Annotated in this window: 22 protein-coding genes and 1 pseudogene; 8 read left to right on the top strand and 15 right to left on the bottom strand. The window is 64.7% G+C overall.

Translation table 11 applies throughout. The annotated features are described in order from the left end of the window. The first annotated feature begins 89 nt into the window (after nt 1-89). The 3 genes from J2808_RS15510 to J2808_RS15520 all read left to right on the top strand — a co-directional run bounded on the left by J2808_RS15510 (nt 90) and on the right by J2808_RS15520 (nt 4,576). A complete protein-coding gene (locus J2808_RS15510) occupies nt 90-416 on the top strand; it encodes a hypothetical protein (RefSeq protein WP_309818402.1) in 327 nt (108 codons plus the stop codon). 207 nt (nt 417-623) lie between these two features. Further along, nucleotides 624-2,660, top strand: a complete 2,037-nt coding sequence (locus J2808_RS15515) for a multicopper oxidase family protein (RefSeq protein ID WP_309818403.1) — start codon at nt 624-626, stop codon at nt 2,658-2,660. Nucleotides 2,661-2,680: 20 nt separating this feature from the next. Next, nucleotides 2,681-4,576, top strand: a complete 1,896-nt coding sequence (locus tag J2808_RS15520) for a bifunctional copper resistance protein CopD/cytochrome c oxidase assembly protein (RefSeq protein ID WP_309818405.1) — start codon at nt 2,681-2,683, stop codon at nt 4,574-4,576. 53 nt (nt 4,577-4,629) lie between these two features. Here the strand turns inward: J2808_RS15520 and lepB are convergent, their stop codons facing one another. From lepB to J2808_RS15545, 6 genes and pseudogenes are all read right to left on the bottom strand, one after another. Then, nucleotides 4,630-5,190, bottom strand: a complete 561-nt coding sequence (gene lepB, locus J2808_RS15525; protein WP_309818407.1) for a signal peptidase I — start codon at nt 5,188-5,190, stop codon at nt 4,630-4,632. Beyond that, nucleotides 5,187-6,803 carry a multicopper oxidase family protein gene (locus J2808_RS15530; protein WP_309818409.1) on the bottom strand — a complete coding sequence of 539 codons (1,617 nt, stop codon included), beginning with the start codon at nt 6,801-6,803 and terminating at the stop codon, nt 5,187-5,189. Before J2808_RS15530 ends, lepB begins: the two co-directional genes overlap by 4 nt. Before the next feature lie 126 nt (nt 6,804-6,929). Next, a complete protein-coding gene (locus J2808_RS15535) occupies nt 6,930-7,442 on the bottom strand; it encodes a hypothetical protein (RefSeq protein WP_309818411.1) in 513 nt (170 codons plus the stop codon). Between the two features lie 126 nt (nt 7,443-7,568). Beyond that, nucleotides 7,569-8,030 carry an Hpt domain-containing protein gene (locus J2808_RS15540; protein WP_309818412.1) on the bottom strand — a complete coding sequence of 154 codons (462 nt, stop codon included), beginning with the start codon at nt 8,028-8,030 and terminating at the stop codon, nt 7,569-7,571. 219 nt (nt 8,031-8,249) lie between these two features. Further along, nucleotides 8,250-8,339, bottom strand: a pseudogene (locus J2808_RS22355) (CBU_0592 family membrane protein); the annotation flags it as partial. A 183-nt stretch (nt 8,340-8,522) separates the two neighbouring features. Beyond that, the gene (locus J2808_RS15545) at nt 8,523-10,679 is read right to left on the bottom strand and encodes an amylo-alpha-1,6-glucosidase (protein ID WP_309818414.1); all 2,157 of its coding nucleotides are present in this window, start codon (nt 10,677-10,679) and stop codon (nt 8,523-8,525) included. Nucleotides 10,680-10,966: 287 nt separating this feature from the next. Here J2808_RS15545 and J2808_RS15550 point away from each other — a divergent pair, with 287 nt between their 5' ends. Next, nucleotides 10,967-11,905: an SRPBCC family protein gene (locus J2808_RS15550; protein WP_309818415.1), complete on the top strand. Its 939-nt coding sequence runs from the start codon at nt 10,967-10,969 to the stop codon at nt 11,903-11,905. A 74-nt stretch (nt 11,906-11,979) separates the two neighbouring features. Here the strand turns inward: J2808_RS15550 and J2808_RS15555 are convergent, their stop codons facing one another. From J2808_RS15555 to paaZ, 9 genes are all read right to left on the bottom strand, one after another. Continuing rightward, the gene (locus tag J2808_RS15555; protein ID WP_309818416.1) at nt 11,980-12,363 is read right to left on the bottom strand and encodes a hypothetical protein; all 384 of its coding nucleotides are present in this window, start codon (nt 12,361-12,363) and stop codon (nt 11,980-11,982) included. A 236-nt stretch (nt 12,364-12,599) separates the two neighbouring features. Then, nucleotides 12,600-13,931, bottom strand: a complete 1,332-nt coding sequence (locus tag J2808_RS15560) for an MFS transporter (RefSeq protein WP_309818419.1) — start codon at nt 13,929-13,931, stop codon at nt 12,600-12,602. A gap of 157 nt (nt 13,932-14,088) precedes the next feature. Then, nucleotides 14,089-14,880 (bottom strand): enoyl-CoA hydratase/isomerase family protein, encoded by a 792-nt coding sequence (locus tag J2808_RS15565; protein WP_309818421.1) that lies wholly within the window; start codon nt 14,878-14,880, stop codon nt 14,089-14,091. Nucleotides 14,881-14,928: 48 nt separating this feature from the next. Continuing rightward, complete coding sequence (gene paaE, locus J2808_RS15570) at nt 14,929-16,170, bottom strand: 1,2-phenylacetyl-CoA epoxidase subunit PaaE (RefSeq protein ID WP_309818423.1); 1,242 nt, start codon at nt 16,168-16,170, stop codon at nt 14,929-14,931. 9 nt (nt 16,171-16,179) lie between these two features. Beyond that, nucleotides 16,180-16,725, bottom strand: a complete 546-nt coding sequence (paaD, locus tag J2808_RS15575) for a 1,2-phenylacetyl-CoA epoxidase subunit PaaD (RefSeq protein WP_309818424.1) — start codon at nt 16,723-16,725, stop codon at nt 16,180-16,182. Then, complete coding sequence (gene paaC, locus J2808_RS15580) at nt 16,722-17,663, bottom strand: 1,2-phenylacetyl-CoA epoxidase subunit PaaC (RefSeq protein ID WP_309818426.1); 942 nt, start codon at nt 17,661-17,663, stop codon at nt 16,722-16,724. The genes paaD and paaC overlap by 4 nt, the downstream gene beginning before the upstream one ends. Next, entirely contained in the window at nt 17,660-18,040 is a 381-nt protein-coding gene (gene paaB, locus J2808_RS15585; protein WP_309818428.1) for a 1,2-phenylacetyl-CoA epoxidase subunit PaaB, read from the bottom strand. The genes paaC and paaB overlap by 4 nt, the downstream gene beginning before the upstream one ends. Next, nucleotides 18,037-19,062 (bottom strand): 1,2-phenylacetyl-CoA epoxidase subunit PaaA, encoded by a 1,026-nt coding sequence (gene paaA, locus J2808_RS15590; protein WP_309818430.1) that lies wholly within the window; start codon nt 19,060-19,062, stop codon nt 18,037-18,039. The genes paaB and paaA overlap by 4 nt, the downstream gene beginning before the upstream one ends. 104 nt (nt 19,063-19,166) lie before the next feature. Further along, a complete protein-coding gene (paaZ, locus tag J2808_RS15595) occupies nt 19,167-21,278 on the bottom strand; it encodes a phenylacetic acid degradation bifunctional protein PaaZ (protein WP_309818432.1) in 2,112 nt (703 codons plus the stop codon). A gap of 140 nt (nt 21,279-21,418) precedes the next feature. Between paaZ and J2808_RS15600 the strand changes: the two genes are divergently transcribed. From J2808_RS15600 to J2808_RS15615, 4 genes are all read left to right on the top strand, one after another. Beyond that, the gene (locus J2808_RS15600) at nt 21,419-21,865 is read left to right on the top strand and encodes a PaaI family thioesterase (protein ID WP_309818435.1); all 447 of its coding nucleotides are present in this window, start codon (nt 21,419-21,421) and stop codon (nt 21,863-21,865) included. A 76-nt stretch (nt 21,866-21,941) separates the two neighbouring features. Further along, nucleotides 21,942-22,415, top strand: coding sequence for a hotdog fold thioesterase (locus J2808_RS15605; protein ID WP_309818438.1), 474 nt, complete (start codon nt 21,942-21,944; stop codon nt 22,413-22,415). Between the two features lie 6 nt (nt 22,416-22,421). Further along, on the top strand, nt 22,422-23,786 hold the full coding sequence (gene paaK, locus J2808_RS15610; protein ID WP_309818440.1) for a phenylacetate--CoA ligase PaaK: 1,365 nt from the start codon (nt 22,422-22,424) through the stop codon (nt 23,784-23,786). Between the two features lie 78 nt (nt 23,787-23,864). Further along, a complete protein-coding gene (locus J2808_RS15615) occupies nt 23,865-24,485 on the top strand; it encodes a TetR/AcrR family transcriptional regulator (protein ID WP_309818442.1) in 621 nt (206 codons plus the stop codon). Nucleotides 24,486-24,540 lie beyond the last annotated feature (55 nt).

Genomic DNA, 24,540 nt, shown 5'->3' on the forward strand with positions numbered 1-24,540 from the left:
ATTAGGAAACACCAAGGTCCGGTACACAGGTTCCCCCAACATCCCCTCAGTACCGTCGCAGCATGTTTACTTGCTCAGTCCTTCGGTGCATGAACCCCGGCTCCGCCTTTATGGCAGGATGCCTCAACCTGGCTGCCGGCTATCACGAGGCCTATATCTGTGCTGAGCACAAGGCCCTGATCGAAGCCGGCTCCCCCTGGGACATGGAAGGGCGCAATGTCCTCATGGGCCGGGACCTTGCGCCAATCCTCGAGAATTGGTCTGCCCGCCCCAGCGTCGGGTCTGAAGGTTTCACTTTGACACTGGAGATCGCGGGGCAAATCAAGCCCTTTGAAGTCTTTCTCCTGCCCACCGAGGCAAGGACCCTGTCCGCGTTCATTGACGCAGCCAATGACGACGGCGGTCGCTGCTTCTAGCAGCGCAACATCACCTGTGTACTGCCCCAGTCCAGCCGCGGCGGCACGGCACCGCACCGCACCGCACCGCGGCAGCCTCCCCCGCCAGCCGAAACACCGAAAAAACTCAGGGTCCTGTCCGCTCGGCGGGCAGGACCCTGTAGTGCTTGCTGCCCGGACCCAGAATTCCCCAACGTTTTTGCAGTGTGCTCCTTACATTCTTTACTCATGGCAATTTCACGCCGGCAGGCACTGCAAATAGGTGGTATCGGAATCATCGGCGCCTTTGGGCTGGCCGTCCCCCTGGGGTCGGTTGAGGCCAAGTCTGCGAGCCGGTTGGATCCCCGCAACATGCCCAGGCCCTACCAGCGGACTTTGACTGTCCCTCCGGTGCTTGCGCCCTCAAAAACCACGGTGGATGCCGACGGCCACACAAGGCACCACTACCGCATTCAGCAGAAGCTGGGCTCGGCGAATATCGTGCCGGGGCTGAGCACGCCCATCCTGGGTTACAACGGGACGTTCCCGGGCCCCACCATCAAGGTGAATCAGGGCAACCGTATTTCCTTGATGATGGACAACGTGCTCCCGCTCCTCCATCCGCAGTGGGGATACCGGCTCGACACCTCCACCCACCTGCACGGTTCGGCCTCGCTGCCGCAGTTCGACGGGTACGCCAACGACCTGACCGGGCTTGGCTACTGCAAGGACTACGAATACCCCAATTTCCAGCCGGCGCGGACCCTCTGGTATCACGACCATGCTGTCCACAACACGGCACAAAGTGTCTATTCCGGGCTGGCAGGCCACTACCACCTGCACGACGAAGTTGAACAGAGCCTGCTTCCCCAGGGCCAGTTCGATGTCCCGTTGACCGTTTCCGACGCCATGTTCGCCGCGAATGGCTCCCTGGGCTATGACGACAACACTCACTCCGGCCTCTGGGGCGACGTCATCCTGGTCAACGGAGCTCCGTGGCCGGTGATGAAGGTCCAGCGGCGGATTTACCGCTTCCGCATCCTCAATGCTTCCATTTCACGCTCGTACCGTTTCTCGCTGAGCACAGGGGATCCCGTGACCATGGTCGCCACGGATGGCGGCCTGATGCCCTCAGCACAGCAGGTGACGTCCTGGCGGCACAGCAGCGCGGAGCGCTACGAGGTCCTCATCGACTTCTCCAAGTACCCGGCAGGAAAACGCGTGGAACTGCGCAACGCGTCCAACAAGAACAACGTGGACTACGACAACACCGGCAGGGTCATGGCCTTCGATGTGACAAATGAACCGGTCGATACGTCCGGACCGGCCGCAAGGGTCATGCCGACACTGCTCACCGCGAGTACCACCATGAGCCTGACGCCTTCCCAATCGGTGAAGACCCGGCGCATGCGCGTGAAGCGGGACAACGAGATCTGGACCATCGGCGGCCTGACCTGGGACGAGGTGGTCAAGAGCGGCTACAGGAAAGTCCTCGCAGACCCGGACCTCGATGATGTGGAAATCTGGGAAATCGAAAACAGCTCGGGCGGATGGTTCCATCCGGTCCACATTCACCTGGTGGACTTTCAGATCCTCAGCCGCAACGGGAAAGCACCCTTTAGCTATGAGCGCGGGCCAAAAGACGTCGTCTACGTTGGCGAGGGTGAGACGGTCCGGCTGCTGATGAAGTTCGAGCACCACCGCGGAAGGTACATGATCCACTGCCACAACCTCCCGCACGAGGATCATGACATGATGGCCCAGTTCAGCGTGGGCATGGACACCGACGACGTCGACCCCAATCATCCGATCGAGGCCTCGCGTCCGCATCCGATCACCCCGGACGCACCCGTGGAGGAACCAGCAGAAACCCCGTCACCGGCACCAACCGAAACAGTTGAGACCGGCGGCTCAACCGGCACTGCTGAGTTAACTGAAGCCGCAACGCCCGCCCCCACCGACCCGGCCGCAACGCCTCCGGCGGCTGAACCCCCGACGGTTACCAAGGACGTTCTCACGATCACCTCCGCCCGGCACCGCCTGAGGAAGGATATGACCTTCTCCGGCACCTCCAAGGTCACGGGACCCGTCCCGCCCGGTTCAGCGTCGGTCACGCTTTACGATGTCTCCCCTGGCCGTAGCTCCAGCAAGCTGGGCACCGTGGCCATCAACTCTCTGGGCAACTGGTCCCTGACGGCCAAGCCCGGCCCGGGGCAGCAGGTCACGTCCGTCCGGGCTGAATCCAGCCGCGGCGGCACGGCCACCCGCCGCGTGGACACCCGCTGACAAACCAAGGAGGGGCGGGAATGTCACTGAAAACGCAGATGGTGGCGTGGTTAGCGCTGCTGGTGGCCGGGATACTCTCGCTCGTCTGGGCATACAGCTACGGCGGCGGCGCGGACGGGGGCTTATTGGACCGGGCGGGCCCGGCCGTGACGTGGGGACTTCCGACGGCGAAGCTCGTGCTCAACCTCGGGACCGCCGGCACCATCGGGGCACTCGTGCTGGCGGTCTTCGTACTCCCCCGCGGCGGAACCGCTTATGAAGCGGCGCGCTGGTTTGCCGGGTGGTCGGCGGCGGTCTGGGCATGGGGCGCCGCGGTACACACGTACGCAGGCTTCCTGCTCCTTGCCAACAGGGCGCCCTCGGCCGGGTTCGAGGAGGAATTCCTGACGTTCATCACCAGGATTGATGCCGGCCGTGCCGGCGTTCTGACCACCCTGATAGCCGCCGGTGTGGCAATCTTGTGCTTCTGGGTGCGGAGCCCCCGCATTCTTGCAGGCGCGCTCGTTGCCGCGTTCGCCGGTCTATTGCCGCTGGTCCTGAAATCCCATGCGGCCGGCGGCATCGACCATGCGGACAGTACTACCGCAATCTTCCTGCACGCGGCCGCCGCGGCCGTCTGGCTGGGCGGCCTGCTGACTCTTGTGGTGCTCCGGCGGGTGCTGCCAGCTGGCCAAGTGGGCGTGGTGGTACGGCGCTACTCAACGCTGGCGTTGATCTCCTATGTTGCCCTTGTTGTCTCAGGAACCTTGGGCGCCCTGGCGAGAATCAGCACAGTGGAGGCCCTGCTCAGCCCCTACAGCGCCATCGTCCTGGCTAAGGCCGGAGTTTTCATCATCCTCGGCCTGTTCGGCGTGGTGCACAGGCGCTGGTCGCTGGGCCGGATCGCAAGGGACCCGCACCGGGGCGGCAGGCACTTCGCCGCCCTCGCCGTCGTCGAACTTGCAGTCATGGGCGCCGCTTCCGGGATGGCCGCGGCGCTTGCCCGAACGGAACCACCGCAAGCCGCCGCGTCCGGAGGACTGGACGCGGCGCTGCCCGGGCCGGACGCCTGGGAATACTTATCTCGGTGGGCCCCCGATCCGTTGTGGAGCCTGCTCTGCGGCTTCGCCGTTTTTGCGTATCTGGCGGGCGTGCGGCGCCTCCGGGCGGAGGGCAGGTCCTGGCCCGCCTACCGCACGCTGCTCTGGCTGGTGGGGCTGGCGGTCCTGGTCATGGTGACCAACGGAGGCGTCCACGTCTACCAGGGCTACCTCTTCAACGCCCACGTACTGACCCAGATGATGCTCACTGCCGTGGTGCCGCTGCTGCTCGTCCCGGCCGCCCCGCTGACCTTGGCCAGACTGACCGTCACCGCACGAACGGACGGCAGCACCTGGGTCAAAGAGTTCCTGGAACGATCCGTGCAACCCGTGCTGGCAGCGCTGCGCAGGGATCCGTCCCTGACAATCTTTGTCCTTGCTGCCTCACTCTTCACCATCTACTACACCCCTCTGCTTGAGTGGGCAGCCCAGGGACAAATCGGATACAGCCTCATGAGCGTGCTGGCCCTGCTGAGCGGCTGTCTCGTCACCGCAGCCCTTACCGGAACGCCAGACCCTGGCACCAGCAGCTCCCCACGAAACCGGCTTCCCGTCCTGGCTGGAATAGCAGGACTCTACGCTTTCGGCGGGTGGAAACTGGTAGAGCAGGCTCCGGCAATGGAACTGCCCTGGAACACCTCTGTTGGACGGCTCTGGGGGCCATCACCGGCTGCCGCGGCCGAAATGGGCGGCCCCATGATGTGGACCATAGCGGCGGTGGCGCTGGCCATCATCACCGCCACCGTGATCCGGCGAAATGACCCACATCCCGGAACCCCAAGCCAGGGGCCCGCCGGCAGCGCCGCCCCGGACCACCGCATGGACATGGCAAGTTAGCAAAAGTCGGCATACCGCTGGCAGGATCCATGCGAACCTACGCCATACCGGCTTTACTTCTGTCCCGTCAGCAGAGTGCCCTGGATCGACGTCAGGGGCACGGCCCCGAAGTCCCTGGAATCTATGGACACGCCGCGGTTATCCCCGAGCACAAAAACGCTTCCGGCCGGCACCGTCTCGGGTCCAAAGTAGGTGCCATCGATGCGGCTGTGGTCGACAAAAGGCTCAGCAATGGCGACGTCGTCGACGTATAGTTCCGAATCGCGGATGGCAACGCTCTGCCCTTCCCCCGCAACGACCCGCTTGATGGCCGTCCGGCCGTCAACCGGGCTGGTGAAGGCAACCACCACGCCGTTCCGGACCCAACCCGAAGCCGCAGCCGGCTTGTAGAGGAGTACAACGGCGCCCGTGGAGATGGTCGGCTCCATGCTGTCCGACGAAACAGTGACAGGTTCCACCAGCCAAGCGCGCGCGGCAAGAACCACCAGGCCAGGTATCAACGCGAACACAACGACGCGGGGCCACCGTCCCTTGGTTAACCGCAGGTCCGGCCACGGCAGGCGGCGGCCCGGGAGCCGCCGCCTGCCGTGGCGCTTGACCTCTACCGTGTTCAATCCTCTGCTTCTTCGTCGTCCCATTCAGCTTTGGCCGCTGTCATGGGATCGTCCGGATCCACATCGGTTGCCTTGAGGCCTACCCGGAATTGGGCCATCATGTCGTGGTCCTCATGGGGCAGGTTGTGGCAGTGCATCATGTAAACGCCCTTGTGCGGCGTGAACTTCATCAGGAGCTTTACAGTCTCGTCTTCACCGACGTAAACCACGTCCTTCGGGCCGCGCTCGTAGGCGAAGGGCGCCCTTCCGTTGCGGCTGATGACCTGGAAATCCACCAGGTGGATGTGCAGCGGATGGAACCAGCCGCCCGACTTGTTTTCGATTTCCCAGATTTCCACCGAGTTGAGGGCGGGATCGGCAATGACTCTCTTGTACCCGCTGGCGATGACGTCCTGCCAGCTGTCGTCGTTGATGGTCCACAGGTTGGTGGTGTCGTTCCGCTTGACCCGGAATCTCCGTGTTTTCACGGATTGCGTTGTCTTAAGCGACATGGTTTCGCTGCCCACCAGCGTTGTGGGGATACGGTTCCAGGTCGGGTCCGCAGTGTCCACCGGCTCGTCCGTGACATCGAAGGCCATGATCCTGTTGGTGTAGTCGTAGTCCACGTTGTTTTTGTTGGACAGGTTCCGGAGCTCGATCCGCTGCCCCGTTTTGTACTTCCGGAAATCGATCAGGACCTCATACCGTTCCGCCCCGCCGTGGCGGTAGTTCGCAACGCTCTGCGCCACCGGAACCAGGCCGCCGTCGGTGCCCACCACCACCAGCGGATCGCCGGTACTGAGGGCAGGCCGCAGGGAGCGGGAGATGGAAGCGTTCAGGATCCGGAACCGGTACACGCGCTTCTGCACCTTCATGACGGGCCAGGGCTTGCCGTTAACCAGGATCACGTCGCCCCAAAGGCCCGAATGGCTGTTGTCGTCGTAGCCCAGGGCGCCGTTCGAGGCGAACATTGCATCACTGACGGTCAATGCCACGTCGTAGCGCCCCTGCGGAAGCAGCTGCCGTTCGATGGGATCGTGCATGTGGTACTGCGCCGCAAGGCCGGAATAGGCGTTCATGGCCGTGAAGTGGACACCATGATCGTGGTACCAGAGCGTGCGGGCCGGCTGGAAGTTGGGGTAGTGATAGTCCTTGTAGAACCCCGGGTGCGTGATGTCGCTGGCATAGCCGTCATACTGCGGCAGCGATGCGGACCCATGCAGGTGGGTGGACGTGGAGAGGGCGTGCCCGTCCAGCGCATGCGTGGCCGGAAGCTGGTTGCGCATCCTGATGACAGCTTTTGTGCCCTGGTCGAGGCTGATCGTGGGCCCGGGGAACAGCCCGTTGTAGCCAAGAATGGGGGTGCTCAGCCGCGGCAGGATATTGGCCATGGCGGCCTTCTGCGTCAAACGGTAGTAATTGACCGGCAATCCGTCCACGGGATCGGTGCCTTTTGAATAAGGCTCGAGGATTGGCGCCTGGACAAAGGATGCCTGGTATGGCCGGGGCATCTCCCCGTCACTGAGCCGGCTGGCCGACTTGGCCTCCACCGACCCCGTGGGCAACATGGCACCACCTGCTCCGAGGATTCCGAGCCCCCCGATCAACAGAACCTGACGGCGTGAAATTGTCACGATCGGTCTCCTTTTGTTCAGTACCCCGACACTGCCGCACCCAACTTGCAAATTTCCTGCGCAAGGCCCCCACTTCTTGGAGAAACCCTGAAAGCCGCAGTGAAAGCCCCTGAATTGGCAGACGGACTATTCGCCGCCCCGGTGATGTCCCTTACCGAGGGACAGCCCGGGTCCTCCTGGCAATTCCAGGGTCAGATCGATGGCCCGGTCCGGGAGCTCGAACACGAGCGTGGCGTTGATGCTTTCCCCTTGGCGCGCGGTCGCGGGAGCGGGAGAAAACCAGACTGCCTTCCACGTGCGGGTGCCCAGGGCCGAGACGGCGTACTCTGCCGGGTCGAAGGAAAGGCCGTCCACCTCCATTGCGGTCAGCTCCAGCAGTATGCGGACGCGATGCAGTTCGTCGCCGGGTGGATTGGCGAGCGCTGCGGAAGGTGTGGGGGGCATCCATCCATCGGCCTCGATAGGAATTACTCCGTGGATTCGTGCCAGACCGCCGGTGAGGCTCGCTGAGGCCCCCAACATGGCAGGAGGCGTCCGCGGCGCGGCTGTCAGGACGCTGGCCACCAGGGTCCCTACGAGGGCCAGCAAGATCGCCGGAACAAGAATCTTTGTGCGCTTAATCAATGCTGCGGATGCCATGCCGGCCAGTCTCCTGCCGGCTCCTAGGGAATCCCTTGGAGCCCGAAGCGCGAGCCTGGATGCAGGTTCCTGAGTAGGCCGAACAGCCAGCCGGTCCGGTCAGCCGCGGACACCGGCGGTCCGCGGTCATGGAGCTGTGCGGAGATGTGCCTCGAGGACGTAGGAGGTTTGTTCTGCGCGTTGCTTGATTCGCTGCAGATGGTCCACGGCAAGCTGAGGCAGGACAACAGACGGGGCAGCGACGCGGATGCCCTCACGCTGCGCCACCTCGAGGCCGTAGGCGAGACTCGCGAGGCGTCCGGCGCCCACCATCTGGCTGGCGCTCTTGAGGCTGAGGACCGCATCCATGGCGCCCACCGCATCGCCGGTAGTCAAAGTCAGACGCACACTTTCGATCCTCAGGGGCAAAGCGGTGATGAAGTTCTGCACAAACACCCTCCAGACCTCGAACTCATCGAGGTCCTCGCGCAACTTGTCCAACACTTTGTGGTCCAAGAGGGGCTGGGAGGTTTCCTCGGCCCCTATCAAGGGTGATGTCCCGGCGGGCCGGGACCAACTCATCTCGTGCAGCTGGGTTGTAGTAAGCATGCTTTGGACAGTACGGACCGGATATTGGGGGAACCCTGCGGGCCGACTTGTGGTTTCCTACTGTTCTCCTTGGACCGGTCCGTGACTCCGTCACTGCGGGCGGTCTGAACCCGGCAGGTCAGGTGTTTGGGTGCGCAGAGTCCATGGCGTGGCCGTCGCGAAGGCTTGCTTGGCATACAGCCGTGCGTCCCTCGACGTCACCGTGAACGGCAGCCGTAATGATCGCATGCGAAGAAGTGCGATGCCGGAAATGAGGAACCAGGCAATATTCGTGACCACGGACGGCCACGCTTCGTGGGCCGCACCGTTGGCACTGTTTGTTTGGACGCTGCTTGGGCTCCCCCTTCAGCCTGGTCTTCGTTGCTCAATCGCCATACATTTGGCTGGCTCGGAAGGTCTTCAACCCTGAATCTGCGGGCAGGACCTGCGCCGCGGCGTCGCCTGGTGACTCCTCGACTTGGAGGTAAGCATGGCCGGGGTCTCCCTGACCCTTCAGTCATCCTTTCCCAGCGCGGCCTGCTCTATGAGTTCTGTTAGCCATGGCCGGTGTGCACGGTGGAATGCCACTCCTCCGGGCAGTCCCTGCACGGAAGGTTCGGAACCCGTGATGTCGATGGTGATCCGGCTTCCCGCCATGGGCGCATTGGAGATGTGCAGGTCGCCATAGGAGTCCGGGAGTGCCGGGTCCATCCAGAACCCGCCGTGGGAAATATGGGCGTCGTACCGCATCAGGCTGGTCACCAGCATGATCGGTGTGGTCGCCGCCCAGGCCTGGGGGGAGCATGCGGTCGGATACGGCACGGGCTCAGCCACCTGGTCACGGCTGAAGCCGCAGAACAGTTCCGGGAGCCGGCCGTCGGTGTAATCGGCGGCCTCGAAGAGGGCGGTAGAGATTCGCTGTGCTTCCTCAACGAAACCGTAGCGCATCAGGCCGGCGGCGATGATCGCGTTGTCATGCGGCCAGACTGAACCGTTGTGGTAACTGGCGGGGTTGTAGGCGCCCATGTCGCTTGCGAGTGTCCGCACGCCCCAGCCACTGAACATTTCGGGGGACATGAGCCGTTCGGCCACCTGGGGCGCCTTGTCTTCATCGACAATGCCGTGCCACAGACATTGACCCATGTTGGAGGCGCACGCGTCGACTTGCCGCTTCTTGCCGTCGAGTGCGATGGCGAAGTAGCCGCGGTCAGGCATCCAGAACTCGTCGTTGAACTTTTTCTTCAACCGCGCCGCTTCGTCGGTGAGCCGGGCGGCCAAGGCCGGGTCGCCAGCGTCGTACGCCATCCATGCCCGGGACAAAAACGCGGTGTAGGCCAATGCCTGGACTTCGCACAGCGCGATTGGTGGCTCGGCCACGCGGCCGTCAGCGAAGTTGATACCGTCCCAGGAGTCCTTCCAGCCTTGGTTGATCAGGCCCTGTTCGTTGAGGCGCTCATACTCAACGAACCCGTCACCATCCTTGTCGCCATAATTCCTGACCCAGTCCAATGCGCGGTCGGCGTGGGGCAGCAGCGCAGCGATGGTGTCCTTGGCAAAGCCCCAGCGGCTAACCGACGCGAGGGTCATCACGAACTGCGGAGTCGCATCGACACTGCCGTAGTAAACGGACTTGCCGCCCAGGGAGAGCCCGCTGGAGACGCCGAGCCTGACCTCGTGCAGGATTTTGCCCGGTTCTTCCTCGCTCATTGGGTCCACCACGCTGCCTTGCCGGTCAGCCAGCGTCTGCAAGGTGCCGAGTGCCAACGAGGGGTCCACCGGCAGAGCCATTTCCGAGGCCCACAGCGAGTCCCGTCCGAAGATCGTCATGAACCAGGGCGCGCCGGCGGCCACCACCACCCGCTCCGGATGGGCCGGATCCTCGATGCGAAGCGCGCCCAGGTCGTCGTAGCTGCGGCGCAGGGTCCGTTCGATGGAACGGTTGCCCATGTGCAGTTTGGGAATCTTCGCTACCCACTCCTGGCGGCGACGGTCGCTGGGAGACATCTCACCACCAGCCGGACGAACGAACGACTCCACGCGTCCTGTGCCGTCGACGGTAGGCACCACGGTCAGCAAGGTACTCCAGTGTCCGTGCGGCGGGACCACCGCGTGATAGGTCAGGGCCTCTGGTGTGACGTCGGCGCCGCCGGCGTTGACCACCACGCCCTTCCGGACGTCCTGCCAGTTGGCCCGAATGGTCAATGAGTCGCCGTCTGATTGGCGGGACTCTTCCCAGAGCCGCTGGATGCGCGCCTCTTTTACCTCGAAGAGATCCGCGAAATCCGATCCGACGCTGAGGGTGACCATGCATTCGGCCTCGTCCGAGGAATAGTTCCGGATGGTGATCTCCTCCAGGATCCCGGCACCGACTTCCCGCAGGCGCTCCACGATCAGGGGGCTGTCCGCGTACCCATCAGAGCGGGGAACGCGGCCAATAAAAAGGGCCCGATAGGGTTCCTTCGTTGATGCGGTCAGCGGCTCCAGAGGCTGTCCATTGATTGCCAGGTTCCAGCGCGACAGGATCCGGGTGTCCTCATGGAAGACTCCATGCGGATGCTCCGGGTAAATGTCTCCATTGGCCAAGGAAATGCAGAAGGATGAACCCTCCACCAAAGTAACCGTGCCGGACCCCACGGGCCCTGCAGCTGTGTCAGCATTCCATCCAGCCATCCCGGCCTCCTTCAACGGCTCAAGACCGGGCGGCGGTATGCGGCTCTGAGCCGGACCGTCGATCGCCGCCCTACTCCGTTGGCTACGGTACGCCTGTGGACGCGCTTTGATAATAGGCACTGTGCCCGTCCGATATTGGGGCCCAGTGGCGGTCCGCGCAAGCTCTGTTATGGGCGTTGGAATAGCCCTTAGAGACTGGCCGCGGGAGGACCCGGACGATATGCTAAGCATGCTGATGAATTCTAGGTCTTCTCATCAGATCCGGTTCTACTCTCGAAGGAGACGTTATGAGCACGAAGGTGGAAAAACGCATTCTGGTGAACGTGCCGGTGAGCACCGCTTACAACCAGTGGACCCAGTTCGAAGAGTTTCCCCACTTCATGGGCGGAGTAAAAAGCGTAAAGCAGATCACTGACGACCGGCTCGAGTGGGTAGCGGAAATCGCTGGAGTCCGCAGGCAGTGGACCGCGAAAATCTTGGAACAGATCCCCGACCGCAAGGTTGCCTGGGCCGCCACGGAAGGTGCCACCAACGCCGGGGCAGTGGAGTTCGAAGACGTCGGAGGCGGCCAGACCTCGCTGCGGCTCACACTCGAATACGACCCCGAGGGCATCGTCGAAAAAATCGGCGATAAGCTGCACGTCGTTGACCGCCAGGCAGAAGCTGACCTGAAGCGCTTCAAAGAGTTCATCGAGGATGCCGGCTACGCCAGCGGCGCCTGGCGCGAAGCAGTCAATAAGGGCGCTTCCGTAGGCACTCCCGGTGTGGAAGATGCCGCAGCCTCACGCGGGGATTCGGGCAACGCCGGCATCTCCGGCAAGATGGCGGCGGGATTGGGAGTCGCAGCGGCCGCCGGCGCCGCCGCTGTTATGAGCTCCGGGACCAACAAGGATTCCGACGAGGCCCGCGCCGTCACCGTTACCCCTCCGGTCGAGCCGCTTAGAGTCGTGCCCACACCCGTACAGCATGTTCCCGCCGATTCAGTTGCCAGTACGACGGCGACGGGCGGCGGCCAGACAGGCGCTGGAGCCAGCTCCATGTCGGGCTCCGCAGCTGTCGGCACTGATCGCGCGCCGGGGCAGCCCTTCGATCAGACCAATGGCCTGGTGGACTTCGAGGGTGAATCGGACGGAACCGCTGAAGGGGAGATCCGCAGCGCGGCCGAGCGCCGCGAGGACAACGAACCCGGAACGATTCCTCCGCTGGGAGGCAACGTCCAGCGTTGAACAAACGCACGGATTCTGTCCGCGCAAAGGGCCCTGCCCCCCGCACTGCTAATGCGGGGGGGGCAGGGCCGCTCTCATCTCTGCATAATTCTCGGCCGTCGGCCAGCGTCGTACGGATTCAGCAGCTCCACGAGCATGGCGATCAGCGCCGCGGGGATCAGGAAGTACCCGGCCAGAACGCCCCAGGTGCCATCATCAAACTGCAGCGCCAGCCCGCCAACCACCACCGCGGGCAGGGCGGTCAGGACGGTTACCCATCGCGGTCCCCGCCGGAGCCACGCCCACACGGCGGCACCGGCAAACGCAAGGGATCCGAGCAACACCAGCCGGTGCCCCACCGCATAGGTGGGCGGCTCAATAAGGAACGTAAACACGTCGGCCAGCCCGCAGGCCAGCACCGCCGCCGCAACCAGCACCAGGAGGGCCCACAACCCCTCGCGCCACCGGATCAGGCTCATGGACTGAAGGTATCCCATCCCGCCGTCGGAGGTTCCTGATAGGAAGCCCCCACGCGAGGTGAACTCCAGCGCGGGGGCTTCCAGGCTTCGTTGGGGGGAACCGAAACCGAAATCAATCTACCGTTCCATCACGGGCGCATGGGCCGGGGAGTGCCGGTTCACCGAAATCTTGAGTGAACCTTGAGCCGGCCGAGTGTGGCCCGCTAACGGCGCGGCCACACTCCTCCGGAGGAGCATCAGTGGTGGCTGATGCCCAGCGGCCGGCCCTTGGTCTCCTTGGCGAGCAGGACACCTATCGAGGAGATCACGCAGAGGATCATGATGTAGATGCCGATGGATCCGGTCCACCCGGTGCTCTGCAGCAGGGTCTCAGCAATAGTGGCCGCGAAGGCACCACCAAGGATGGCGCCGAACGCGTACCCGATGGAGATCCCCGAGTAGCGCACGTTGGCGGGGAACATTTCGGCGTACATGGCAGACATCGGGCCGTAGGAGAGGCCGAGTCCGATGGTCAGGACAAACAGGGCCACGCCGTAGAGCATGATGTTCTTGGTGTCGATCAGGGCGAACATTGGGATCATCCACACAAAAACGATTGCGTAGCCGGTGAGGAACGTTTTGACTCGGCCGATCTTGTCCGAGAGCCAACCCCCCACCAGGGTGAAGACCAGCCAGCCAAAGGACGCGAGCGTGGTGGCGAGCAGGATTTCCGGCACCGGCATCTTCAACGCTCTGGTGGCGTAGGAGATGAAGAAGGCAATCAAGAGGTAGCCGGCAGCGTTGTTGCCGATGAAGATCATGGTCGAGTACAGAACGGGCAGCTTGTGATTCCGAATGAGCACGCCAAGCGGCGCCTTGCTTTCTTCCTTGCGGGCAGCCATCTCCTTGAAGACCGGGCTTTCGGCGACGGCGCGGCGGATGAGGTAGCCCACCACGATCAGCACGATGGACAGCAGGAACGGCACCCGCCATCCCCACGAGGCGAAGTCCTCCTTCGACATGTTCGAGTTGAGTACGAACAGCAGGCCCGTGGCGAGAATCATGCCGATCGGAACACCGATCTGTGGGTACGCGCCGAACAGGCCGCGCTTGCTCTTGGGCGCGTGCTCCACGGCCATCAGTGCCGCGCCACCCCATTCACCTCCGGCTGAGAAGCCCTGGATGATGCGGAGGAGGATCAGCAGGACCGGAGCCCAGAAGCCGATTTGTGCGTAGGTGGGCAGCATGCCGATCAGTGCCGTGGCGGCACCCATCATGATGAGTGTGAAGACCAGCATGGCCTTGCGGCCGAGGCGGTCACCGAGGTGGCCCGCGACGATGGCGCCGAGCGGCCGGAACAGGAAGCTGATGCCGATCAGTGCGAAGGACAGGATCTGCGCCAGGCCGGGGTTCGAGGCCTGAAGCGGTGTGAGGAACAGCGGCGACAGCAGCGTCCCCGTCAGCTGGGCAAAGATGAAGAAGTCGTACCACTCGATGGTGGTGCCAACGAGGGTCCCTGCAAGGACTTTTCGTTCCTCGTGCTTGCTGCTGGGGCCCATCTCAGAATCGACGCGTGAAGTTGCGGTCATTGGAACTCCGTGGCTGGGGGCAGCGCTGCTGCCAAGGGGTGGTATCAAGCTATTTACTGATCGAACGTTCAGTTATTTCAAGATAGTACTACTAATGTGCCGTGGAACACATCAAAAAAATTTCGCGCTTGGGCCGGCGCCCTAACGTTAATACGCGCTAGCGCGAGGCCGTCCCGTTGAATACCGGTGTGCGCTTCTCCTGGAACGCGCGGAAGCCTTCGGCGTAGTCGTCGCTCTTGCAGAGCCGCGCCTGCTCGGCGTTCTCCTCTGCCATGGCGTCCCAGAGGCCCAGCCGCTGGTCGCGGATGTGCGCAACCAGCTCCTTGCTCGCGGTGAACGCCCCTGTGGCGCCCGCGGCCACCCTGGACACAATCTCCCGCGTGCTCGGCAGGAGGTCATCGGCTGGCATGGCACGGCTGAACATCCCCCGCGCCACGGCTTCGGTCCCCGACATCAGCTCGGCTGTGTAGATCAGGTCCAGCGTCCGGTGCATGCCCAGCCGCTCGGTGAAGTACCAGTGCCCGCCGGAATCCAGTGTGGCCCCCAGCTTGGCGAACGGCGAACCGAACTTGGCGTTCTCCGCCACGTACACCACGTCGGTGGCCAGCAGCAGGCCCAGCCCCACGCCCAGGCAGGCACCCTGCGCTGCGGCGAACGTCGGCGCCGGGAACGCACTCATCTTCTTCAGCAAAGGCTGCACCAGCCCGCCCAAATAGGCTTCGGCGTCGTCGCTCTCCGGGGTCACGTTTTGGATGTCCCTCCCCGCGCAGAACGCACGGCCCTCTCCCCTGAGGAGCAGCGCCCGCACCTCACCGCGCGAGGCGGCGGCAGCGGCGTCGTCGTACGCCTGTGCTAAATCCGCGAGCGCCTGCTCATCCAGCGAATTCAGTTTGTGCGGGGCATCCAGGACCACTTCGGCGACGTTGTTGGCGATGGAGAGGGAGATCATGTGTCCTTCTTTCCGGGTTTCGACGATTTCGACAAGCTCGACCACCGATCAGACGTCGAAGTCGACCGTGACTTCCTTGCTGGTCGGGTGGCTCTGGCAGGTCAGTACGTAGCCCCGGTCCAGTTCATCCTGCTCCAGCGCGTAGTTCTCGTCCATGGTCACGCTGCCGGTGACCACCTTGGCCCGGCAGGTGCCGCATACTCCCCCGGCGCACGCGAACGGCACATCCGGGCGGACGCGCAGTGCGGCGTTGAGGATGGACTCGCGGGCGTGGGTGGGGCTGGCCACCTCACCCTGCAGGCCGTCGAGCTTGAACGTGATCTTGTACGTCTCCTTGGATTCGTCCACCAGCACCGGCCGGCCGGCGTTACCCTCCGGCCTGTCCGGCTTGCCCGAGGTGAACAGCTCAAACCGGATGGTGTCCGGACTGACACCGCGCTCGGCCAGGGTGTCCCGGCACAGCTGCACCAGCTCGAACGGCCCGCAGAGGAACCACTCGTCCACATCGTCCGCGTGGATGGCGGTGCCCAGCAGCTGCTGGAGCTTTTGGGCATCGATCCGGCCGGACAGCAACGGTGCGATCCGCTGTTCGCGGGACAGCACGTGGTGGATGGCCAGCCGCTGCGGGTACTTGTCCTTCAGGTCCGCCAGTTCTTCCAGGAACATCACGTCCATGGCGGCCTTGTTGGCGTAGATCAGGTCGAACCGGCTCTCCGGGTTGGCCCCCAGCAGCGTGCGGGCGATCGCGATCACGGGGGTGATGCCCGAGCCCGCGGCGATGGCAACGAAACTGGCCTCACCGGTCGAAGCGATTTCCCCTGCCAGTTCCTCCGGGTGGTTCATGGAGTTCATCCGGTTCTGCTCCACCGCTTTACCGTCCCTGCCGTGCTTGGACACAAACGCGCCCATGGGGCTCATGACGTCCAGGGTGTCCCCGGCCTTCAGCTCGGCGTTGGCCCAGGTGGAGAACAGCCCGCCCAGGTCCTGCTTCACGGCCACGCGGATTTCGCTGCTGCCGTCCGCGAAGCTGCGCGGCTCGGCACAAATGGAGTAGCTGCGGCGCACCTCACGTACTTCGCCGGTCTCATCCGGCAGTTTGGTGCGCAGGGCCACGTACTGGCCGGGCAGGTAGTCGAACTGGCCGGCGAGCTCTGCCGGAACATGGAAGGTGACTTCAATGGCGTCCTCGGTGAGCCGACGCACCTCTTTGACGGCGAGGGTGTGGAAGGACGGACGACGGCGGCCGGTGGCCTGCGCCGATTCGGCGGCGGTCTGGCGGACAACAGGCATGGGGCTTCCTTACAGGACTTTGAAGTAGTCGAACGGTTCCTTGCAGTCCTGGCACACGTACAGGGCTTTGCAGGAGGTGGAACCGAAACGGGTGAGTTCCTTGGTGTTCAGGCTGGAGCACTGCGGGCATTTCACGGCCATGGTCAGCCGGATGGGACCCGCGTGCCGGGCGGCGTTGGACATGCCCGACGGCGGCGCGATGCCGTACTCCCGCAGCTTCGCCTTGCCTGCCTCGGTCATCCAGTCGGTGGTCCAGGCCGGGGCGAGGACCAGGTCCACGTGGACGCTGGGGTAGCCCGCCTCGGCGAAGGCGGCCTTCAGGTCGTCGCGGATGGCGTCCACGGCCGGGCAGCCCGAGTACGTGGGGGTGATGGTGACGCAGACCGCGGGAACCAGCCCGCCGTCGTCCTTGTTGTGTTCCTCCGTCACCCTGACGTCCCGCAGGATGCCCAGGTCCTCGATGGTGAGGACGGGGATTTCCGGATCGCAGACTGTGGCGGCGATGGCCCAGGCCTGCTGCCGGGCGGTGACGTTTTCCGTGATCACGGCCGTCACCAGCTTGCTCCGGGATGCTCGCGGGCCAGCACCTGCATCTCGGCGAGGACGTAGCCGAGGTGCTCAGAGTGCTTGCCCTGCCTGCCGCCGCCGGGGGCCGTCGGAACGTCCGGCACGTCCAGTTCCGCCTCAGCCAGGACCTCCCCGGTGAGCCGGTCAAAGCCTTCCCGGATGGAGGAAGGCACGACGGCGGCGCCAGACTCCGCGAGGCGGTTCACCAGGGCGTCGTCCTCGAAAAGTTCGCCGACGTAGGGCCAGACGAGCTTGAAGCCGTGGATCATCCGACGGCGCGACTCGTCCGTGCCGCCGGCCAGGCGCAGGACCCACTGGGCGCTGTGGTCCCGGTGGTAGTCCACTTCCTTCACGGCCTTGGCAGCGATGGCAGCCAGGGTGGCGTCCGTGGATTCGGTAAGCCGGCGGTACAGCTCGAACTGGTAGTAGCTCACCACGAACTGCCGGGCGATGGTGGCCGCGAAGTCGCCGTTGGGCTGCTCGAAAATGTGGGCGGACCGGAACTCGTGTTCGCGGCGGAAGTAGGCCAGGTCATCCTCGGACTTCACGGCGCCATTTTCTCCCAGCGCACCGCCGGCGTAGGTGAGGAAGCTGCGGGCATGGCCCAGCTGGTCCAGGGCGATGTTGCCCAGGGCCACGTCCTCCTCCAGCTCGGGAGCCCGGGAGATCCAGTGACCCAGGCGCTGGGCCAGGATCAGGGCGTCGTCGCCGAGTCGCAGCGCGTACTCGGCCACGTCCTCCGTGGGTTTCGCGAGGCCGGTGCGGACTTCGAGGGCGATGTCCTCCGGGCGCAGGGCATTGCCCGGGGTGATCCGGGTGGCGCTGGCGTTGCTGTCGCCGCTTCCCGAGGGGGCAGCCACACCGGTGGAGATGTCACCGTGGCCGTGGGTCTCTTCTGCTTCGGTGTGCGTTCCGGGGGTGCTCACAGGTGCTTTACCCCTTCGCTCTTGGTGTAGTAGGTGGCGTGCCGGTAGTCCTTGCCCTGCGGGGACTCGAAGAAGGAGCCTTTGGAGTCCGGGTCGCTGGCGGCGATGGCGTCGGCGGGGACCACCCAGATGGACACACCCTCATTGCGGCGGGTATAGAGGTCGCGGGCGTTGCGCAGGGCCATGGCGGCGTCCGGTGCGTGCAGTGAGCCGGCGTGGACATGGCTCAGGCCGCGGCTGGACCTTACAAACACTTCCCAGAGGCCCCAGGCGTTGTGGGGCTCGGTGGGCTCAACCTCCGGGGAAGCTTTTTCCGCGCTGCGGTTGATTTCGGTGGCCGAGCTGGCCGGGACTTCCGGGTTGCCATGGGGGCTCATGCTGCGTATTCCTTCGTCGTCATTGACTGTTTTGCCTGCTGTTTGTCCGCATACGCGGCCGCTGCCTCGCGGACCCAGGCGCCGTCGTCGTGCGCCTCCCTGCGGCGCTCAAGGCGCTGGGAGTTGCAGGGGCCGCGGCCCGCCAGGACCTCGTGGAACTCGTCCCAGTCGAGCGGGCCGTGCTCCCACTTCTTCGTGTCCTCGTTGAAGCGGATGTCCTTGTCCGGCAGGTTGAGCTCCAGGACCTTGACTTGCTCCATCATCATGCCGACGAAGCGGTTGCGGAGCTCGTCATTACTGAAACGCTTGATGTTCCAGGCCATGGACTGCTTGGAGTTGGGCGAATCGTCATCCGGCGGGCCGAACATCATCAGAGCCGGGGCGTACCAGCGGTTCACGGCGTCCTGGGCCATCTGCTTCTGCTCGGGCGTACCGTGCGAGAGTTCCAGCAGGATCTCGAAACCCTGGCGCTGGTGGAACGATTCTTCCTTGCAGACCCGGACCATCGCCCGGCCGTAGGGGCCGTACGAGGCGCGGCACAGCGGCACCTGGTTGCAGATGGCGGCGCCGTCCACCATCCAGCCGATGGCGCCCATGTCCGCCCAGGTGCGTGCCGGGTAGTTAAAGATGGATGAGTAGCGGGCCTTGCCGGCGATCAGAGCGTCCATCATCTCGTCGCGGGACTGGCCCAGCGTCTCGGCGGCCGAGTAGAGGTACAGCCCATGGCCGGCCTCGTCCTGGACCTTGGCCATCAGGATGGCCTTGCGCTTGAGGCTCGGCGCGCGCGAAATCCAGTTGGCTTCCGGCTGCATCCCGATGATTTCCGAGTGCGCGTGCTGGGAGATCTGGCGCAGCAGGGTCTTCCGGTACGCCGCCGGCATCCAGTCCTTGGGTTCGATCCGGGAGTCGTCGGCCATCACGCGGTCAAAGTTTGCCTGGCCCTCGGCATCGCGCCGGGCAGCGGCTTCCAGTTCTTCCGGGGACAGCTCAGCGGTCACTGACTGCAGATTCTGCACTGCCATGGTTGCTCCTAATGCAAAGGCCTTCACGGGGCGAATTGTTTACCGACCGTTCGTTCAGTATATGGGCCGATGGGGGATGAGGGCAAGGCCGCTGAACGTTTAGTTCAGCCCTTTGCCACGAGGGTGAGGACGTCGTAGGTGGCCACGATTTCGTCGTTCTGGTTGGTCAGGACGGCGTCCCAGGCCACCTCGCCGTACTCGTCGGTTTCGCGCGGGGTGATCTTCTTGGCCGTGAGGGTGACCCGAATGGAGTCCCCCGCGGCCACGGGCGTGATGAACCGCAGGTTCTCCAGCCCGTAGTTGGCCAGGACCGGGCCCGGCGCAGGCTCCACGAACAGCCCCGCACCCCAGGCCAGCAGCAGGTAGCCGTGCGCCACAATGCCCGGGAAGAACGGGTTGGCCTCCGCCGCTTCCTGGTTGGTGTGCGCGTAAAAGGTGTCGCCGGTGGTGCGGGCGAAGGCTGCGATGTCCTCAAGGCTGACCTGGCGCAGGTCGGAGCGGACGGCGTCGCCGATGTGCAGCGTCTCGAGCGACTTGCGGAACGGGTGCGTGCCTTCGGTCTCCGCCGTGAAGTTACGGTCCGCACCGGCATGCCAGACGCCCGTGACGGCGGTCAGCATGTTGGGTGAGCCCTGGATGGCGGTGCGCTGCATGTGGTGCAGGACCGAGCGGATGCCGCCCAGTTCCTCGCCGCCGCCGGCCCGGCCGGGTCCGCCGTGGACCAGGTGCGGGACCGGGGAGCCGTGGCCGGTGGAGCTGCGGGCGTCCTCGCGGTTGAGCATCAGGACGCGGCCGTGATGCGCCGCGATCCCGGTGACGAGCGCCTGGGCTGCGGCAGGATCGTTCGTGCAGACTGTGGCAACGAGTGAGCCGCCACCCCGGGCGGCGAGGCGGACGGCGTCGGGAATGTCCGTGTAGCCGATCACCGACGCGACGGGACCGAACGCCTCCAGCGAGTGGATCGCCTCAGATTCAGGGTCATTCCAGCCCAGGACAACGGGAGACATAAAGGCACCCTCCGCCACTACGCCGGTGGTTCCGTCCGCGGAGGTGACCGACGGCGAATCGAGCGTTCCGTACGCAAGCTCACCGCCGGCGTCGAGCATGGACTGCACGGCGGCGCGGACGTCGGCGAGCTGCTCCAGGGACGCCAGGGCGCCCATGGTGACACCGTCGGCGCGCGGGTCACCGAGGACCACACGCTCCTGGATGCGTTTGCCGACGGCGGCAATCACCGCCGGGACCAGCTCCTGCGGGACGATGGCGCGGCGGATGGACGTGCACTTCTGGCCGGCCTTGACGGTCATCTCGGTGACCACGGACTTAACGAAGGCGTCGAACTCCGGCGTGCCCTCCACCGCATCGGGGCCCAGGATTGCGGCGTTAAGGGAGTCCGTTTCCGAGGTGAACCGGACTCCGCCTTCCACCACGTTGCGGTGCGACTTCAGGGACAGCGCAGTGGAGGCGGAGCCGGTGAACGCCACGAGGTCGCGGTAGTCCAGCACGTCGAGGAGGCCGCGGACGGAGCCGGAAATCAGCTGCAGCGAGCCGGCGGGCAGGATGTTGGATTCGATGATCGCCTTCACCACGGCAGCGGCCACATAGCCGGTGGGGGTGGCGGGTTTGACGATGGTGGGCACGCCGGCGATGAACGCGGGGGCGAGCTTCTCCAGCATGCCCCACACCGGGAAGTTGAACGCGTTGATCTGAACGGCGACACCCGGGATGCGCGTGTAGATGTGCTCACCGGCAAACGAACCGTCCTTGGACAGCACCTCCATGGGCCCGTCCACCACCACCTGGGAGTTGGGCAGCTCGCGCCGGCCCTTGGAGCCGAAGGTGAACAGCACACCGATGCCGCCGTCGATGTCGATCATCGAATCGACCTTGGTGGCGCCGGTCTGGGCCGAGAACGTGTAGAAGTGCTCACGGCGGGCGTTCAGGTACTGCGCCAGTTCCTTGAGCTTGAGCGCGCGCTGGTGAAAGGTCAGCTTGCCCAGTTCAGCCTGGCCGGTGGTGCGGCCGTACTCCACGACGGCGGCGAGGTCCAGGCCGTCGGCGCTTACCCTGGCGAGCACTTCGCCGGTGCTCGCATCCCGCACGGGGACGGCGGAAGCTGCCGATCCAGCGTCGGGCGTCCACCACGAATCCTGCACAAAGCTGGGAACGGTCTCGACGGTATTGACGGTGGCTTCAGCTGTTGCGGTGGTGGTCATCGTTGACGGGTCCTTCCAACACGGGGACAAAACGGTAGAGGCCAGATCATTTACTGACCGTCCGTTCGGTAATATAACTACAGTACATGAATGATCCGTGCTGCACACTGAAAAGATCAATGCCCCACCAAGGAGAGCCCATGAACGCCCCATCCCAGAAAAGCTCCGAATTGGCCCCGGAACTTACCGAACCCGTGCTCTGGAAAATCACCCTGGGCGAGCTCGACGAGAAGATGGGCGTGAAGATCGTGGAGGAATCGGTGGAACGGGTGGTGGCCACCATGCCCGTGGAGGGAAACCGGCAGTCGTTCGGGCTGCTGCACGGCGGCGCTTCCCTTGCCGTCGGCGAGGCGGTAGGCTCCTGGGCCGCCGTCATCCACGCCAGCACCCTGGGCAAAACCGCCGTGGGCGTCGACGTTTCCGCCACCCACCACCGCTCCGCCCGCGAAGGCCTGATCACCATCACGGCCACGCCCATCCACCTCGGCGGCACGCTGACCACCCACGAGGTGCTGATCACCAACGAGGCCGGCCAGCGGCTCTGCACCCTCCGCATCACCAACCTGCTGATGAAGCGGAAGCATTAGCGGCACCCTTGACACCGGCACCCCATTTGGGATTACCTAATGAACATTCGGTAAATAAAGCTGGAGGCAATGACGCATGACTGAAGCAGCCCTCTCCGGGACCACCCACCCCATCCTGGAAAACGACTACGCCTCCGAATGGATGGGCATCGAAGTCCTCGCCGTCACCGACGGCCACGCCACCATCCGCATGACCCTCCGGCAGGAAATGCTCAACGGCTTCGGCATGGCACACGGGGGAATGATCTTCGCCTTCGCCGATACCGCCTTCGCCCTCGCCTGCAACCCGGTGAACCCGGGCCCCGGGGACGCGGACAGCATCACCGTGGCCGCCGGCGTCGACATCAACTTCCTCAAGCCGGCCTACCGCGGCCAGGTCATCACCGCCGTCGCGGACCGCCGTTCCAGCGCAGGCCGCAGCGGGCTGTACGACATCCAGATTTTCGCTGCCGATCCGGGCGCGCAGACTGGCTCACCGCCCAGTTCCGGCCAGCCGGGTGAACTCATCGCCGAGTTCCGCGGACGCAGCCGGACCATCCCCAAGAAGTAGGAAACCATGACCCTCCATGCCCCCGAAACACCCACCCCGCAGGCAACCAGCGCGGGCAGCGACGCCGTGCTGGACCCCGAAGAGACCATGTCCCGCGACGAGCTGGAGGCACTCCAGCTCAGCCGCCTGCAGCACACCGTGGCGTACGCCTACGAGCGCGTGCCCCTGTACAAGCGCAAATTCGACGACGCCGGCATCCACCCCGCCGACCTCCGCGAACTCAGCGACCTGGGCAACTTCCCCTTCACCACCAAGGATGACCTGCGCGCGGAGTACCCGTTCGGCATGTTCGCCGTGCCGCAGTCCGAAGTAGCCCGCGTGCACGCCAGCTCCGGCACCACGGGCCGGCCCACCGTCGTCGGCTACACCAAGCAGGACCTGGCCGACTGGGCCAAACTGGTGGCCCGTTCGCTGCGTGCGTCCGGTGTCCGCCCCGGCATGAAAGTCCACAACGCCTACGGGTACGGCCTGTTCACCGGCGGCCTGGGTGCCCACGCCGGCGCCGAAGCGCTGGGCTGCACGGTGATCCCTATCTCCGGCGGGCAGACCGAACGCCAGATCCAGCTCATCCAGGACTTCAAGCCGGACGCCATCCTGGCCACGCCCACGTACCTGCTGACCATCGCGGATGCCATGGCCCACATGGGGATCGACCCCACCTCTACGTCCCTGAAGTTCGCGGTGCTCGGCGCTGAACCCTGGACCGAGGAGATGCGGCACGAACTCGAAGTCACCATGAACATCAAGGCCTGCGACATCTACGGCCTCTCCGAGGTGATGGGCCCGGGCGTCGCCGGCGAGGCAGTGGAGACCCAGGACGGCAGCCACATCTGGGAGGACCACTTCCGCCCCGAGATCATCGACGCCTTCAACCCCGTGGTGGGCAAGGAAAACGTCCTGCGCGACGGCGAACACGGCGAACTTGTCTTCACCTCGCTCACCAAGGAAGCACTGCCCATCATCCGGTACCGCACCAAGGACCTCACCCGGCTCCTTCCCGGCACGGCCCGCCCCGCGCACCGCCGGATGGGCCGCATCACCGGCCGCAGCGATGACATGATCATCCTGCGCGGCGTGAACGTCTTCCCGTCCCAGATCGAGGAGATCGCGCTGCGGATCCCCGAGCTCAGCCCGCACTTCCAGCTGGAACTCACCCGCCCCGAGGGCCAGCGCATGGACCAGATGACCGTCAAGATCGAACGCCGCGACACCGTATCGGCTGAACAAAGCACGACGGCGGCGCGCACCTTGCAGGAGCAGATCAAAATCCATGTGGGTTCTTCGTGCAGGGTGGACGTGGTGGAGCCCGGGGCCCTTGAACGGTCCAACGGCAAGCTGCGCCGCATTTACGACATGCGGCCCAAGCAGTGAACCGCATGGCGGGCGGCCGCCCGGCTGCACCGCCAACCCGGCGCCGCCTGACCGACCGTTCGTGAGAAACTAGGCACCATGCCCAGCACCACTGATACAGCCAGCACTGCCGCCGCCAAGCGCGGCCGCCCCGGTTACGACCAGCAGTCCGTGCTGCTCATCGCCGTCGACGTCTTCAACCGGCACGGCTATGACGCCACCTCCATGGGCATCCTGGCCGAAAACCTGGGCATCTCCAAGTCCGCCATCTACCACCACGTGCCGTCCAAGGGCGACCTCCTCAAGCTCGCCCTGGACCACGCACTGGGCGGCCTGGAGGCCATCCTGGAGCAGCCCGAGGCCATGTCCGGGCCGGCCGATGCACGGCTCGAGTTTGTGCTGCGGCAGACGGTGGCGGTGCTGGTGGAGCGCCTGCCGTTTGTCACCCTGCTCCTGCGGCTGCGCGGCAACACAGAGATCGAACGCGATGCCCTGGAACGCCGCCGCGCCTTCGACCACGAGGTGGCGGGGCTCATCTCCGCCGCCCGCGACGAAGGATCGCTGCGGCAGGATATCGACCCGCGCACGGTGACGCGCCTGCTGTTCGGCACCATCAACTCGATCGTGGAATGGTACAAGCCGGGCGGCTCCCTCTCGCCCGAAAAACTGGCCGACGACGTCATCACCATCGCGTTCGACGGACTCCACGCGCCCCGCTAGCGTTTCACCTCTTCCCGAGGTTGACCTCCACGGCAGGGCGTGCCATCTTTATAGA

This window comes from Pseudarthrobacter sulfonivorans (assembly GCF_031454915.1).
GTDB lineage: Bacteria > Actinomycetota > Actinomycetes > Actinomycetales > Micrococcaceae > Arthrobacter > Arthrobacter sulfonivorans_C.